The organism is Phormidium sp. FACHB-1136 (assembly GCF_014697375.1).
Classification (GTDB): Bacteria; Cyanobacteriota; Cyanobacteriia; order Phormidesmidales; family Phormidesmidaceae; genus Nodosilinea.
Genome location: NZ_JACJRS010000007.1, coordinates 33264 through 47461 on the forward strand (window position 1 = coordinate 33264; position 14198 = coordinate 47461).

Annotated in this window: 11 protein-coding genes; 3 read left to right on the forward strand and 8 right to left on the reverse strand. The window is 58.6% G+C overall.

The features are described from left to right. The first annotated feature begins 4 nt into the window (after positions 1–4). On the forward strand, positions 5–460 hold the full coding sequence (locus tag H6G62_RS03700) for a YbjN domain-containing protein (protein ID WP_199324719.1): 456 nt from the start codon (positions 5–7) through the stop codon (positions 458–460). 32 nt (positions 461–492) lie between these two features. Here H6G62_RS03700 and H6G62_RS03705 read toward each other — a convergent pair whose 3' ends face one another. The 4 genes from H6G62_RS03705 to recN all read right to left on the reverse strand — a co-directional run bounded on the left by H6G62_RS03705 (position 493) and on the right by recN (position 5433). Then, positions 493–1287 (reverse strand): ABC transporter permease, encoded by a 795-nt coding sequence (locus H6G62_RS03705; RefSeq protein WP_347239286.1) that lies wholly within the window; start codon positions 1285–1287, stop codon positions 493–495. 72 nt (positions 1288–1359) lie between these two features. After that, the gene (locus tag H6G62_RS03710; RefSeq protein ID WP_190492766.1) at positions 1360–2865 is read right to left on the reverse strand and encodes a GTP-binding protein; all 1506 of its coding nucleotides are present in this window, start codon (positions 2863–2865) and stop codon (positions 1360–1362) included. Between the two features lie 203 nt (positions 2866–3068). Beyond that, on the reverse strand, positions 3069–3377 hold the full coding sequence (locus tag H6G62_RS03715; RefSeq protein WP_190492767.1) for an RNA-binding protein: 309 nt from the start codon (positions 3375–3377) through the stop codon (positions 3069–3071). Between the two features lie 136 nt (positions 3378–3513). Beyond that, on the reverse strand, positions 3514–5433 hold the full coding sequence (gene recN / locus H6G62_RS03720) for a DNA repair protein RecN (protein WP_190492768.1): 1920 nt from the start codon (positions 5431–5433) through the stop codon (positions 3514–3516). A 204-nt stretch (positions 5434–5637) separates the two neighbouring features. Between recN and H6G62_RS03725 the strand changes: the two genes are divergently transcribed. Continuing rightward, positions 5638–7686 (forward strand): AarF/ABC1/UbiB kinase family protein, encoded by a 2049-nt coding sequence (locus H6G62_RS03725; RefSeq protein WP_242051808.1) that lies wholly within the window; start codon positions 5638–5640, stop codon positions 7684–7686. 46 nt (positions 7687–7732) lie between these two features. On the opposite strand, the gene hflX is transcribed toward H6G62_RS03725, so the two are convergent. The 3 genes from hflX to H6G62_RS03740 form a co-directional block, all read right to left on the reverse strand. Beyond that, positions 7733–9364, reverse strand: coding sequence for a GTPase HflX (gene hflX / locus H6G62_RS03730; RefSeq protein ID WP_199324721.1), 1632 nt, complete (start codon positions 9362–9364; stop codon positions 7733–7735). A 308-nt stretch (positions 9365–9672) separates the two neighbouring features. Beyond that, entirely contained in the window at positions 9673–10575 is a 903-nt protein-coding gene (locus H6G62_RS03735) for an urease accessory protein UreD (RefSeq protein ID WP_199324722.1), read from the reverse strand. 154 nt (positions 10576–10729) lie between these two features. After that, positions 10730–11344: a DUF3318 domain-containing protein gene (locus H6G62_RS03740; RefSeq protein ID WP_347239284.1), complete on the reverse strand. Its 615-nt coding sequence runs from the start codon at positions 11342–11344 to the stop codon at positions 10730–10732. Between the two features lie 387 nt (positions 11345–11731). Between H6G62_RS03740 and H6G62_RS03745 the strand changes: the two genes are divergently transcribed. Continuing rightward, positions 11732–12031: a ferredoxin gene (locus H6G62_RS03745; RefSeq protein WP_190492770.1), complete on the forward strand. Its 300-nt coding sequence runs from the start codon at positions 11732–11734 to the stop codon at positions 12029–12031. 216 nt (positions 12032–12247) lie between these two features. Here H6G62_RS03745 and thrS read toward each other — a convergent pair whose 3' ends face one another. Further along, positions 12248–14059: a threonine--tRNA ligase gene (gene thrS / locus H6G62_RS03750; RefSeq protein WP_190492771.1), complete on the reverse strand. Its 1812-nt coding sequence runs from the start codon at positions 14057–14059 to the stop codon at positions 12248–12250. Positions 14060–14198: the final 139 nt, after the last annotated feature.

Genomic DNA, 14198 nt, shown 5'->3' on the forward strand with positions numbered 1-14198 from the left:
CACCATGGGCAGTATCGAGTTCAAAACACCGGGCCAACAGGCGGTCTACTACCGGATTTTGCCCTGGATGCACGATTTATTCGGGGAATCGCTGGTGGTGTTCGAGGATGAGCCCCTGTTCATCGTCAACTTAGGGTCGGCGGTGGCCTCCACGCGGGTCATCCCCTGGCACGAAGACGAAACCCTAATCACCACCCGCGCCTACGTGGTCACCGATATCCACCTCACCCCAGAACTGAGCTACTACCTAATGCGCGAAAACAACGGCATCTACTTTGGCCGATTCGCCTACGATGCCGAAAACGACATCGTGTTTGAACACAGCCTGGTAGGAGAGGGCTGTGATCGCACCGAACTCAACCATTCTGTCACCACCGTCATCCGCATTGCCGACAACTACGATGATGAAATTGTGGCCCGATGGGGTGGCAAACGCGCCCTCGACCGCTGGGCCTCCTGAGGTTGGATCAACGAGAACCGCCTATCCTTCGATTATCGCGCCCAATGGATGGTGCGCCTTTCCACCAGGGCAAAGCAGCCGTAGAGCAAAATCCCCATCGCCGCTAGGGACAAAATGGCTAAAAAGGCGAGGGCCACATTGAAGTTGGCGCTGGCAGACACAATCACATAGCCAATCCCCCGATCCGAGGCCACGGTTTCGGAAATCACCGACCCGATAAACGCCTGGGAAATCGCGACCTTGAGGGAGGCAAACAGATAGGGCAAGGAATGGGGAAAGCCTACTTTCTGGAAAATTTCCCAACGACTGGCCCCTAGGGATCGCAACACGTCCTGCATTTCGGGCTCCACAGTGGCCAACCCCGCCGCCACATTCACCACAATCGGGAAAAAGGCCAGGGTGAAGGCGGTGATGATGGCCGGAATGGCCCCAATGCCAAACCAAATGGCCAACAGCGGCACCAGGGCCACCTTGGGGATAGTGTTGAAGCCCACCAGCAGCGGATACAGTACCAGGTAGGCTAGTCGGGAGTAGCCAATTAAAAAGCCCAGGACCACGCCCAAGCCCAGACCCAGGAAAAATCCGGCCAGAGTCGTGCTGAGGGTGGTGAGGCTATGTTTCCAGATGGTGCCCCCATAGCTTTGGGCCGCTTCCCACACATCGCTGGGGGCGGGTAGTAAAAACTGAGGCACCTGAAAGATTCGGGTGATGGCTTCCCAAAGAATCAGCAGCAGCGCCGTGGCGACAGCGGGCAGCACGTAGGCGGCCTGTTTGCGCTGGAGATAGCGGTTAAAGGACTGGCTGAAGGACAACAGGAACGACGGCACGGACTTCAAACTCCCTTCTCCTGATCGGGTGATCAGCTACGATGTTAAGGGATGATAACCTCACGAAACCGCTCAGGGCGGACAATCCTTAACCAGGGGAATCAGTCGGCTGGTCGCCTCCTGCACGAAGGCTTTGAGGAGAACATCCCGCTGATTCAGGCGAAACTGATCCTCGATGACCGCCCCCATGCCGCCATCGCCCCAGGTTTGGTTGTGCCGAAAGTATTCCACAAAACTTTTGCCTGCAATGCGGGTGAGGTACGCGCCGCTAGCGCCCTTCAAGGCCCGTCCAGCGACAGCGGTGGCCAAGTTCAGTTGCAGTCCCAGGGACAGCAAATCCACCGTCCCTTTCACCAATCCCAGCCCAGTCAGGGTTTTGGCGAGGGAAAGGGCTAGGGTCTTGCCTTCCTCTAGGCTCACCTCACCGCCATAGACGCGGCTGAGGTCTACTACCATTTGGGCGTTGATGGCAGCGGTGGCTAAAAAGTCAAATCCCGGCAGGGGAGCGAGGGCAATGGCTCCAGCTCCTAGCCACTGGTAGCGGTCGATGATGGCGTCGGCCTGGGTTTGGCGCTGCTGTTCCAATAGGCGACGGGCCTGATCCCCCAGTTGCTGACTTTGCAGCAGCAGATTATCGGCCATCAGGGCATCCCCCTCCTGGCGCAACACGTCCGCTAAACGGGCGATTAAGGGAAACAGGTTAGGCCGCATTTGCACCAGGCCACCCCCCACCTGGGGCAAGGGTTGGGGCTGGGCGGCAATGGCCACCACGTCATCCTCGCTGAGGGGCGGCACCAAGCGAGCCTGCAACCTGTCCAGCAATGCCTCTAAATCCTGACGGGGGTAGCGATCTGCCTTGTTCAGTACCACCAGGGTACGCTTGCCCAGGGCCAGCAAATCTTGAAGAAGGACGTATTCGCTTTGGCGCAGGTCGTCATCGACTACGAATAGGATCAGGTCAGCACGGGCGGCGGTGGCGCGGGCGGCCTGTTCTCGCTCGGTTCCGGCCACTCCAGCTTCGGATAGGCCGGGGGTATCGATTAGTCGCAGACGACGAGGTACTTGGGGCAGTTGCCAGTCATAGGTTTGCTCCGTTTGGGTGGTGCCGAGGGTCGCACCGACTTCTCCCACAGGTTTGCCCATCAGGGCATTAATCAACGACGTTTTGCCCGCCGAACCCACCCCAAACACGGCTAGGGTCAAATCGCCCTGATAGAGGGACTCCTGAAGAGCTTGGGTTTGTTCTAAAATCGCTTGCCGTGCCACCTGGTCTTGGATGGATTCCACCTGTCGCTGCACCGCTTCTAGGTTAAGGCTGGCGGCTTCGGTGGCACTACGGGGGCGAGGTAGTGGAACAACTCGACGGCGAGGACGCAAAAAGGGCCACAGGGAATAGATAGCCAACCCCACGAAGGCAAGAACCGCCAACACAAAGACCCCAAGGGCCAGTTGCGCCAGCACAGGAGACACCGCCGCTAGGGTGATGTAAATCCGAGATAGGGAATCCAGCAGCACCAGGGTTGCCAACAGCAGCCCCAACAGCACGCCCCCCACCGCCAACCATCGCCATCGTTTCATGTAAATACAACAAAGCAGAGACGATTGAAAAACGCCTCCGAACACTCCAGAAAACGCGGATTGAAGTCTGCGTGGATGAGCCTAAAATTTGCCCGAAAACCCTGATTATCCACTCCGAAAGGCACTGTGGGCGAGAAAACCTCGCCCTTTTAACCGGGGTCAGCTAGCAGGGTTGAGGCTTAATTCCTGATCAGAACCCAGGGCTAGAGGGGGTTGTGGGAGAACCGATTGCTGCGACCAGGCCTATCCCCCCCGCTGCCACCATCATCGGTGCGGGGGCGGGCTTTGTTGACCCGCAGTTCCCGACCGAGCCATTCTGCCCCATCGAGTTCAGAGATAGCCTTGTCTTCATTTGCTTCGTCGGCCATGTCTACGAAGGCAAAGCCGCGCTTACGTCCGGTTTCCCGGTCGATGGGCAGGCTAATACGGGTTACTTCGCCGTATTCGGCAAATACGTCCTTGATGTCGTCCTCAGAAGCCTGAAAGGACAAGTTCCCAATGTAAATAGTCACGAGTCTCTCCGAACCAAAACGTTGCAGGTTGGTGAATGTTGCACGGCTTCCGGGGTAGAATACACCCCTTCCACAATCCTTGCAAAACATTTGCTGACATAATAGCCCATCACCTTTGAAATGGCAGTAGCCCAGTTCACACCTTGTCTTGAATCGGGTTTCTGGAGGCTTTGGCCCGAATTTGAGCCGCCTGGGAGAGCAGCGCTTCAGCAAAGGAAAGGGCGTCTTGATGGGTGGCTCCGCCTGCCAGTTGGGCCAGTTCCTCCCGCCGTTGATCGAGGCTGAGGGGCGAAATTCTCACCACCGTGCGGACGGAGGTTTCGTCGCTGGTTACATCTTGATTAATAGCTTTTGGATCCATGTTTGATTGATTTTGAGTGCTGATGGCGTCATGCTCCTGGGACTTTGTTGCCGCACTCCCCTTGGCTTTACCCTTGGGCTGACGAGACTTGCGGGATTTGCCGTTCTTGGCTTCTGATGCGGTTTCTGGGATAGCGTCTGACGCAGTTTCCCCGATCACCTGCTTGTTGACGCGCCAGTGGTCATCGGCGAGGGCGGCCACCATGGGCTGGTGGGTGACACACAAAACCTGGTGACGTTGGCCCAGTTGCAGCAGTTTTTCGGCAATGGCCTGGGCGACCCGACCCGACACGCCCACGTCGATTTCGTCAAAAATCAGCGTATCCACCGCATCCACCAGCGAAAAGCAGGCTTTCAGAGCCAGCAAAAAGCGGCTCATTTCACCCCCAGAGGCCGTTTCGGCCAGGGGTTGTAGGGGTTCGCCCGGATTGGGGCTAAACAAAAACTGAATGGCGTCGGCCCCGGTGGGGCCAGGGGCGGCGGGCTGGAGATCCACCCGAAACTGCACCCGCTCCATGGCCAGGGGCTTCAGTTCAGCGATCAGTTGGGCCTCCAATGTCTGGGCGGTGTTCTGGCGCAGATCGGTGAGCTTGGCGCAGGCTTTTGTCAGGGCTTCCTGACGTTTTCGGTAGTCCGCCTCCAGTTCCTCGATGGATTGTCCTTCGCCGGAGAGTTCCCCTAGTGCTTGGTTGACCTCGTCGCGGTAGGCGATCAGTTCCGGCAGGGTGCGGTGAAACCGACGACACAGCCCCTTTAGCTGACGGATGCGATCTTCCACCTCCCCTAGGCGCTGGGGATCGGCCTCTAGGCTGGCTCCGTAGACGTTGATGGCCCGTCCGGCTTCTTCTACTTGGGTGAGGGCCTCGCTGACCAGGGTCAAAATCGGGGTGATGGCGGGATCGTAGCGCTCCATGTCAATCAAAATGCCCTCGGCCTTGCCCAGCAGGTCGGCACAGGCTCCCCCGGCGTCGCTTTCGTAGAGGATTTGGTAGGTCTGGTAGCTGTTTTGTTGTAGGTCAACGCTGTGGGTGAGGCGCTGCTGTTCCTGGTGGAGGTGATCCAGTTCGGCAGGGTCATCCAGGGTGGCCTGGGTCAACTCTTGTTGATGCAGTTGCAACAGTTCTAGGCGGTCTTGGCGATCTTGGTCAGCCTTGCGGCGGGCCTCTAGGCGACGTTTGGCCTGGGTTGCCCCTTCGTGGGCCTGAATCACCCGCTGCCGCTGTTGGGCAATGGCCTCTCCGCCAAAGCCATCTAGCCATTCCCGCTGGCGGTCATTCGACCCAATCTGCACCGTTTGGCCCTGGGCGGTAATTTCCACCAAGCGCTGCCGCAGGGATTCGAGTTCAGCCTTTGTGACCGCCTGACCATTCAAAAACGAACGGCTGCGTACCGAGGTTTTGTTCAGGGTAATTTCCCGCCGACAGATGACATCCTGTTCTGGAGTCGGCAGGTCTTGCTGCTGGAACCAATCCCGCAACCCGGTTGACAGGGCAAACTGGGCTTCCAGAACGGCTTTATCACGGCCAGATCGCACTAGACGAGCATTAACCTTGCCCCCCAGCACGGCGTCGATAGCGTCCAAAATAATCGACTTTCCCGCCCCGGTTTCCCCCGTTAGCACCGTCAATCCCGCCTGGAGGGAAATGTCCAGGGAATCAATCAAGGCAAAGTTTTCAATGCGAAGGGCGGTCAGCATAGGGCCACAGGCAGGTCAAGCCTTGATTTTAGTACGAATACTTAGTGCGAATGTACTTTGGACGCTAACAACAGGACGGATATGCGCGGTTCAGAGTGGGGTACTCTACACTGTCCCTCCGCCAAGACACCGTTACAATAGTTTACGGGAAGACTTCGGGGTTCATGTGTCCCTGCATCTCCTGGCTCTAGCACTGGGTTAACTATGACTTCTAACGTGGCCGAAGAGACAACCCTATCGGGGAAGGCATCCATGACCGCAGACACCCTTGCGGTGGAGACGATCACGGTGGACAGTGAACCCATTATCGAGACGCTGTCCTTGGCCCAGCGATCCCAGAATGCCAGCTATGCCAACGCCGGACGGCCCAACCGCCAGGATCCCTTCGAGGGGGTGGGCTACGACCCCGATGCCATCGCCGCCTACTACCGCAAGCGTCCATTTCAGGTGATCTCGCGGTTTGTGGCGATTTTCTTGCCGTTGATTCGTTTTTTCGCCCAGCTTTGGCTAGATCGACGTGCCGGACGCAGTGAAGAACGCCAACAACAGCGGGCCACCCAACTGCGGGAAATGCTGACCCGCCTTGGCCCCGCCTACATCAAAATTGGTCAAGCCCTCTCCACCCGGCCCGACCTAGTGCCGCCCCTATTCCTCGAAGAACTCACCCGCCTGCAAGACCAACTGCCCCCCTTCCCCAACAACCTGGCCCTCCATTTTATTGAGATGGAACTGGGTGCCCCCGCCAACGAAGTCTATGCAGAACTCTCCCCCGATCCCGTCGCTGCGGCATCTTTAGGACAGGTCTATAAAGGTCGCCTAAAAACCGGGGAAGCCGTGGCTGTTAAGGTACAGCGCCCTGGTTTGGCGGGGCGGATTACGCTGGATCTTTTTATCCTGCGCCGCCTCGCCCAATTTGTCACCCGCCGTGTGTCCCGTGTGCGGAGCGATCTGGTCGCCATCATGGACGAATTTGGCGAACGCATCTTCGAGGAAATGGACTACACCCACGAAGGAGAAAACGCCCAGCGCTTCGGCCAACTCTACGGCCACCTGCCCGACATCTACGTGCCCCACATCTACCCCCAATACACCGGGCGGCGGGTGCTAACCATGGAATGGATCGACGGCATCAAGCTCACCCGCATTGACGAACTAAACCGCCTTGGCATCAGCGCCACCCATATGATCGACGTGGGGGTGCAGTGCTCTTTGCGGCAGTTGCTAGAGCACGGCTTTTTCCACGCCGATCCCCATCCCGGCAACCTGCTCGCCATGCCCGATGGCAAACTCGCCTACCTCGACTTCGGCATGATGAGCGAGGTGAAACCCCAACAGCGCTACGGCCTGATCGAAGCGGTAGTGCACATGGTCAACCGAGACTTTGAGGGGCTGGCGGGAGACTACGTGAAGCTCGAATTCCTCACCCCCGACACGGATTTAACACCGATCATCCCCGCCCTGTCTGAGGTGTTTAACAATGCCCTAGGGGCCAGCGTCGCCGAGCTGAACTTTAAGAGCATCACCGACGAATTTTCGGCCCTGATGTACGAGTACCCCTTCCGGGTGCCCGCCTACTATGCCCTGATTATCCGCTCCCTGGTGACGCTGGAGGGCATCGCCATCAACGTAGACCCGGAATTCAAAGTGCTCAGCAAAGCCTATCCCTACGTGGCCAAGCGCCTGCTGACGGATCCCTCCCCAGAACTGCGCTCATCGCTACAGGATCTTTTATTTAAAGACGGTAGCTTCCGCTGGAACCGCCTCGAAAACCTGCTCCGCAACGCCCGTGGCAACGACGACTACGACCTCGATCAAGTCCTCGACCAAACCCTAGAATTTCTGTTTTCTGAGCGGGGATCGTTCCTGCGGGATCGTATCGTGTCGGAGTTGGTCAACAGCCTTGACCTCCTGGGCCAAAACACCCTACAAACTGTCACCACGTCGGTACAACGCCGCCTGGGCCTCAAACCCAAGGAATCCGCCGTCAACCTCACCCCCAACACCGACAGCGACCTCAGCCACCTGCTGCGGATTCTCGACATTCTGAAAGACACCAAGGGCTTTGATGCCACCAAGGTCGTCACGCGCATTCCTACAATTCTGCTGAAAGCCGAAACCCAAACCATGGGTCAACAGGTGGTTTCTGGCTTGGCTCAACGCGCCCTGGCCCGATTTATCCGCACAGTCCTCATGGAGGAAAGCTCCGCACCTTTACCAATACCTGCGTCCGCCCCCCTAGCCACAACCCGCTAGTGATGAAAGTGTGTGTTGGCAGCAATAGCCCTAGCCCTGGTAGCCCTCACGGCACAGCGGCGTAGGCGATCAGTTGCAGGAGGCGCTGGCGTAGGGTATCTAGGCCCAGGCGTTCGGTGGCGGAGATGAACAGGGCGTGGGGGTATTCTTCCCTGGCTTTGATCAAGACATCGCTGCTAATTTCGTCGGATTTGTTGAACACCAGCAGCATTGGCCCCGGTGCGATGGGCATTTGGTTGAGGATCCGCATCACCCAGTGGATTTGGTCGGCCCAGGCGGGGTGGGAGATGTCTACCACATGGAGTAGGGCGTCGGCCTCGGTGACTTCCTCTAGGGTGGCCCGAAAGGCGTCCATCAACGAAGCAGGCAGTTCTTCGATGAAGCCCACGGTGTCGGTGAGTACCAGGTGGGTGGTGGTGTGGGTATCGGGGTCGGTGATGGCGAGGCGGCGGGTGGTGGGGTCTAGGGTGGCGAAAAGCTGGTCGGCGGCATAGACCTCGGAATTGGTGAGGGTGTTGACCAGGGTAGATTTTCCGGCGTTGGTGTAGCCCACCACGGCAATGGAGGGCAAGCTATCATCCTGGCGACGCTGGCGCAGGCGGGCACGGTGGGCCTGGAGTTGGTTCACCTCCTGCTGAAGTTTGTTGATGCGGCGCTGAATCGCCCGTCGCTCGGTTTCCAGCTTGGTTTCCCCAGGGCCACGGGTGCCAATGCCGCCCCCCAGTCGAGACATGGCCTTGCCCCGCCCGGTGAGGCGAGGCATCTGGTATTCCAACTGGGCCAGTTCCACTTGCAGCTTTCCAGCTCCGGTTTTGGCCCGCTGGGCGAAGATGTCGAGGATTAGTTCGGTACGATCCACCACCCGCAGGCCGACTTGGGCCTCCAGATTCCGCACCTGAACGGGGGATAGATCGCGGTCAAACACAACTAGGTTGGCCCCCACGGTCTGGGCGGCTAGGGCCACCTCATGCACCTTCCCCGAACCGAGCACCGTTTGCGGATGGGGCCGAGGTCGCCGCTGCACCAGGGTATCTAGCACTTCGCCCCCGGCACTGTCCACTAGGCGCTTGAGTTCTTGTAGACGTTGATGAAAGTGGTCGGCGTTGTGATCGTGGGTGTGCAGCCCCACCACCAGCACCCGATCCTGGTCGGTGTCTACCTGACGGGCGGTGAAGGCACGGCGGAAGTCTTCTTCCAGTTCCTCCACCCGCTCTAGAAAATGCTGACTGGCCAAATCCTCCACATCCAGCGCTTCCGACACCAGCCAGCGCTGCTCTGGATGGGGCACCAGATGGGCCAGGTAGGCCGATTGAATGTAGCCCGTAGACTGCCCACCCCGTCGCTTAAAGCCGCTGCCCGTCAACACCAGGGAGGCCAGCATATCCAGCCGTTGCAGGGCCATGGTGGTGAGGATGACATCCCCCGGTGGGTCGGCCTCGGTTTGGGTGGCAATGCAGCGAATACCGCAGAGGCGATCATCGCCGTAGCGGGGCAGTTCTGTCAGAGGAATTTGGGTCTGCCGCAGGGTACCCACCCCCACCCGGATCACCTGTCCGCGACGATTTACGTAGGCACAGACCGGGTTGCCCACCTCCGTACTCGCCGCCGCCAACCGCTGGGCAAACTCCGGCGTGACGATGCAATCCCCCGGTAGCCGCTGGTGATACAACCGCTGCAACTGCTTAAGCTGACTGGGTTTCAGACCCTTGAGATTTCCGTAAACCGTTTCGATAGCGCTAATCCTTTATGACAATTTGCAATGGTGAAACTGGGGATGGCCCTCACCCTAAATCCCTCTCCCTGTGGGAGAGGGACTTTGAAATCGACTGCCTCTAACTCCCCTCTCCCCATGGCAGAAGGGCCGGGGTGAGGGCTTCCTCTAACTCCCCTCTCCTCGTGGGAGAGGGGCCGGGGGTGAGGGCTCTAGATCTGGGGATATAAGGTATCATCCCTAATTATAAAAAACGCTCTAGCCCTGAGACACCCTTACCCCAAACGTGGCCACACCCGCGACGCCACCGCCGGACGCCCTAGATAAAGCGGACGCAACACCTGCCACACCGCCACAAACCAACGGTGGGCCGCTTCGCTGGATGGGCCTCGGTAGCGACAGAGCACACCCTTTTGCAGGCGAGAAACCCCGACATCTCCCGACTGGTCGCTGGGCCAGAGTTCCCGTAGGAGGGCAACCTGGTCGGGACTGGGCATCCAACCGACAACGGCTAGGCTACCCACCACGGCATGACCCGCTAATCCATTAGGACTGTCCAAGGCCATACTGCCCCCCGCTACCTGCTGCCGATCCACCCACAGCGGTACATCCCCCTGCCATACCTCTAGGTCAGAGCGCCAGTGGCCTTGGGTAAATCGCTCTCCGCCCGCGCTGCGGCCAAACCGGGTGATATCCCAGCCGCACCAGATCGCTCCTTCTGCCAGGTTCACCCGCACCCGCTGACGATACCGGGCACCGCTGAACACAATGGTGTCCTGGGGAAACCACTCCAGAGTGCTCCCAGTGTCTAGGGTCAATGTGACGGTCTGTTGGGTGAGGTCAATGGCTTTGGTGTGTGCCACCGCCGCCCCCAGTCCGGCCCCGGTGCCGTAGATTTTGTTGGCTGCTGCGGTGGTAATTAGGGCGTGGCTGTGGGGATAGGTTTGGGTGTCGATGGTGAGTTGGTCGCCGCCCACCATGCCCCCCGCCGTGTGGACGATCACGCTATGGCAGACCTCTGGCCCCTCTGGGTACAAGGGCCGCTGAACCTTGAGGGGCGCTTGGGTAAAGCTGCGGGCGGGGACAGTTTTTTGATCCCGCTGGCCGTAAATGAACTGAGCCTTGCCGTGCCAGCCCTGCCGCATGGCTGGTTCTGACGTTTCAATCTGTGTCACCATTTTCTCTTGACCCCGTTGTACTGCATCACACCGCCCAAGCCTAGACACCGCCCCAAGCTAGGTGAGGAGCCAATCAAAGAGAGTTTGCAGGGTCAGCCGCAATCCCTCTGCAAAGGTGGGCCGAGGCAGCATCGTGTCCGATGTATCCACCACCTCAGGGAGGCGGAGAACCCATCGACACCGAGGAAAACTCGGTCATCCGGGTTTGGGTGCGAAGGTTTTGGCAGCGCATCAGTTCTGTTTGGGTGGGCACCCGACGACCCTCTAGGGCAGGTACCGTTTCGATGGCGCGAATCAGGGCATTGGCGGCATCGGTTTGGCTATAGCCCCGCCGTTGGGCCACCTGCACCGCCCGATCATCGGCGGCGATCTCCGTTTGGGGGCCAGTCACGCCGCGCCACAGTTGCCAACCCGCCAGGGCCGTCACACCCCCCGCCGCCAAGAGGCCAACGGCGTCCCCCTGCATCAGTTCCAGCACTCCGCCAGCCACCCCAGCCCCCGCCAGCAATTGGTAGCCGTTGGGCTTCAGCAGGTTGGCCAGCATCACCCAGCTAATGGTGCGGAGAAACAGCAAATCCCGTTCCGCCACGCTGAGGTGTTGCCACAGATCCATATTGAGGGTGAGGGGGTGGCTAGGCTGCCAGGGGCGCGGAAATTTGGCCTTGATCACCGGAATTTGGCGATCATTGAGGATGATTTTAATTTTCATCCGGGCTGAAGCTGGCATGAGTTCCTTCAGCCGCGCAATTTCAGTGTTGGGGTTGACCACAGCAAGGACTATCCCGACAAATTATCTGAATGGAGGCTACCCTAGCCTACCATAGGTACTCAGTTCCCATGGCCAGGGCCAACTGCCGCACGATCAGCCACGATCAGCAATGCACCTAATGGCCTCAAGCCGTGGGATAACTCACGCCGCTGTGAGGGTTACTCAGGCCGCTGGGTTGTAGGCAACACCTATAAGCAAACCCATCGATATTCTATGGTTTTGATTACGAATCCCGTTCAGCCAGCCGGGAAAAAGACAAGACAGGCTTCAGGTTTTCCCGTAGTATCAGAAATGTGTTGGATCTGCCGTGGGCAATCCCTGGAACCACGATTCCTAGGACGTTTTCTCGGTAGACAGTCAATCTGTATTTGATGAAAGGATAGCATCATGGCAACCTACAAGGTTACGCTGATCAACGAAGCTGAAGGGCTGAATACCACCATCGACGTGGATGGGGACGTGTATATTCTTGAAGCCGCTGAAGAGCAAGGTATCGATCTGCCCTACTCCTGTCAGGCTGGGGCCTGCTCCACCTGCGCTGGCAAAATCACGGCGGGCACCGTTGATCAGTCTGATCAGTCCTTCCTGGATGACGATCAAATCAGCGCTGGCTTCGTGCTGACCTGTGTGGCCTACCCCACCTCTGATTGCACCATCCTCACCCACCAAGAAGAAGAGCTCTACTAAGCGTTCCCATCGGTTGACTGGTTGCCCCTGGCTAGCGGGTAACGGGTAACGAGTGCTCTGAATCGGTGAATGTCTGGCTTTGAGAATCCAAATCAACGAGCCAATCTAAAAAGGACGACGCTGAATGATCAGCATCGTCCTTTTTTAGTAAGCTGGGCCAGCATCGGCACCGACGGCTATACGCAACGCTACCAACCGCCTGAAAGGGTGGGCGGTCTAAAAGTCTTCCCGTTCGCGGATGGCTTGGGTGACGCGCTCAACCACCTCGCGGACGGGAGTGGCCCCTAGCTCACCCTGGGCGCGGGTGCGGATACTGAGGGTGTTGGTGTCCACTTCCTTGGCCCCAATCACCGCCATGATCGGCACTTTTGCCTTTTCGGCATTGCGTACCATTTTGCCGAGGCGGTCGCCACTGGCATCCACCACCACTCGCACACCCTGGGCCAAAAGCTGGTCGGCCACGGACTGGGCGAAGCTGGCCTGTTCCTCGGTAACGGGCAGCAGCCTCATCTGTTCGGGGGATAGCCACAGGGGGAAGTCTCCGGCGTATTCCTCAATCAAAATGCCGATCAACCGTTCCAGGGAGCCAAAGGGGGCGCGGTGGATCATCACTGGCCGTTGGCGGGATCCATCCTCGGCCACGTATTCCAGGTCAAAGCGTTCCGGCAGGTTGTAGTCTACCTGTACGGTGCCCAGTTGCCATTCCCGATCCAGGGCATCCCGCACGATGAAGTCTAGCTTGGGGCCGTAGAAGGCCGCTTCACCAATGCCCTCAAAGTGCTGCATTCCCAGGGTTTCCACGGCGCGGCGGATGGCGTTTTCGGCCTTGTTCCAGGCGTCCTCGGAACCAATGTACTTGTCGGAAGCGGGATCCCGGAAGCTCAGCCGCGCCCGGAAGGACGTATCCAGCTTCAGCGCCCGCAGGGTGGACTGGATCAAATCCACCACCTTGAGAAATTCGTCGTCCAACTGGTCGGGGGTAACAAACAGGTGGGCATCGTCCTGGGTAAAGCCTCGCACCCGTGTCAGTCCACCCAGTTCGCCGGATTGCTCGTAGCGGTAGACGGTGCCAAACTCCGCCAAGCGCAGGGGCAATTCCCGGTAGGAGCGCAGGGAGGACTTGTAGATCTGGATGTGGAAGGGGCAGTTCATCGCCTTTAGCACAAAGCCCTCGTCCTCGGTCTCGCCCATCATGGGGAACAGGTCGTCTTTGTATTTCTGCCAGTGGCCGGAGGTTTTGAACAAATCCACCCGGCCAATGTGGGGCGTTACCACGGGCAGATAGCCCCGCTTTACCTGCTCCTGCTTCAGGAAATTTTCCAGGGTTTCCCGCAGCACGGTTCCCTTGGGCGTCCACAGGGGCAACCCTGGCCCCACCTCGTCAGCAAAAATAAACAGACCCAATTCCTTGCCCAGCTTGCGGTGATCCCGCCGTTTGGCCTCCTCCCGCCGCCGCTGATACTCCTGCAACTGTTCTGGGGTTTCCCACGCGGTGCCGTAGATGCGCTGGAGTTGTGCCCGTTTCTCGTCGCCGCGCCAGTAGGCCCCGGCCACGCTCTCCAAGTCAAAGGCTTTAGGATTCAGGTCAGCCGTGGTGGCGACGTGCGGCCCCGCACAGAGATCCCACCAGTCCTCCCCCAGGTGATACAGGGTAATGGGTTCCTGAAGGTCTTGCAGAATTTCCAGCTTGTAGGGCTCCCCTAGGGCTTCGATGCGACGCTGAGCCTCCTCCCGCGTCACGGTTTCTGGCACCACGGGCAGCTTTTTGTTGATGATCTTGATCATCTCCTTCTTAATCGCCTTCAAATCCGCCTCGGTGAAGGGTTCCGGGCTATCGAAGTCGTAGTAGAAGCCGTAGTCGATCCAGGGGCCAATGGTGACCTGCGCCTTGGGGAACAACTTCTGCACCGCCATCGCCATCACATGGGAAAAGGTGTGGCGAATCCGCTTCAGTGCCTCTGATTCGCTGGTGCGGGGCAGCACCATAGGCTGGCTATCGGCGGGAACGGAGGGGGCGGAGGAAGCCATGGGTCAACAATTTGAAATATAAAAAGACTAGACCTAGTTTAGCGACTAATGTTGAGCGATTAAGCCTTCTGGACAGATGTTCTTGGGCTAAAGTACGGGTTTCCCTACCCAAACTGGACGGCTCCCTGATCCATTGCAC

Coding starts and splice junctions, on each gene's coding strand:
- H6G62_RS03735 (WP_199324722.1), bottom strand. CDS start 10,575: ATGGTGACACAGATTGAAACGTCAGAACCAGCCATGCGGCAGGGCTGG.
- H6G62_RS03725 (WP_242051808.1), top strand. CDS start 5,638: ATGACTTCTAACGTGGCCGAAGAGACAACCCTATCGGGGAAGGCATCC.
- thrS (WP_190492771.1), bottom strand. CDS start 14,059: ATGGCTTCCTCCGCCCCCTCCGTTCCCGCCGATAGCCAGCCTATGGTG.
- recN (WP_190492768.1), bottom strand. CDS start 5,433: ATGCTGACCGCCCTTCGCATTGAAAACTTTGCCTTGATTGATTCCCTG.
- H6G62_RS03745 (WP_190492770.1), top strand. CDS start 11,732: ATGGCAACCTACAAGGTTACGCTGATCAACGAAGCTGAAGGGCTGAAT.
- H6G62_RS03710 (WP_190492766.1), bottom strand. CDS start 2,865: ATGAAACGATGGCGATGGTTGGCGGTGGGGGGCGTGCTGTTGGGGCTG.
- H6G62_RS03700 (WP_199324719.1), top strand. CDS start 5: ATGGGCAGTATCGAGTTCAAAACACCGGGCCAACAGGCGGTCTACTAC.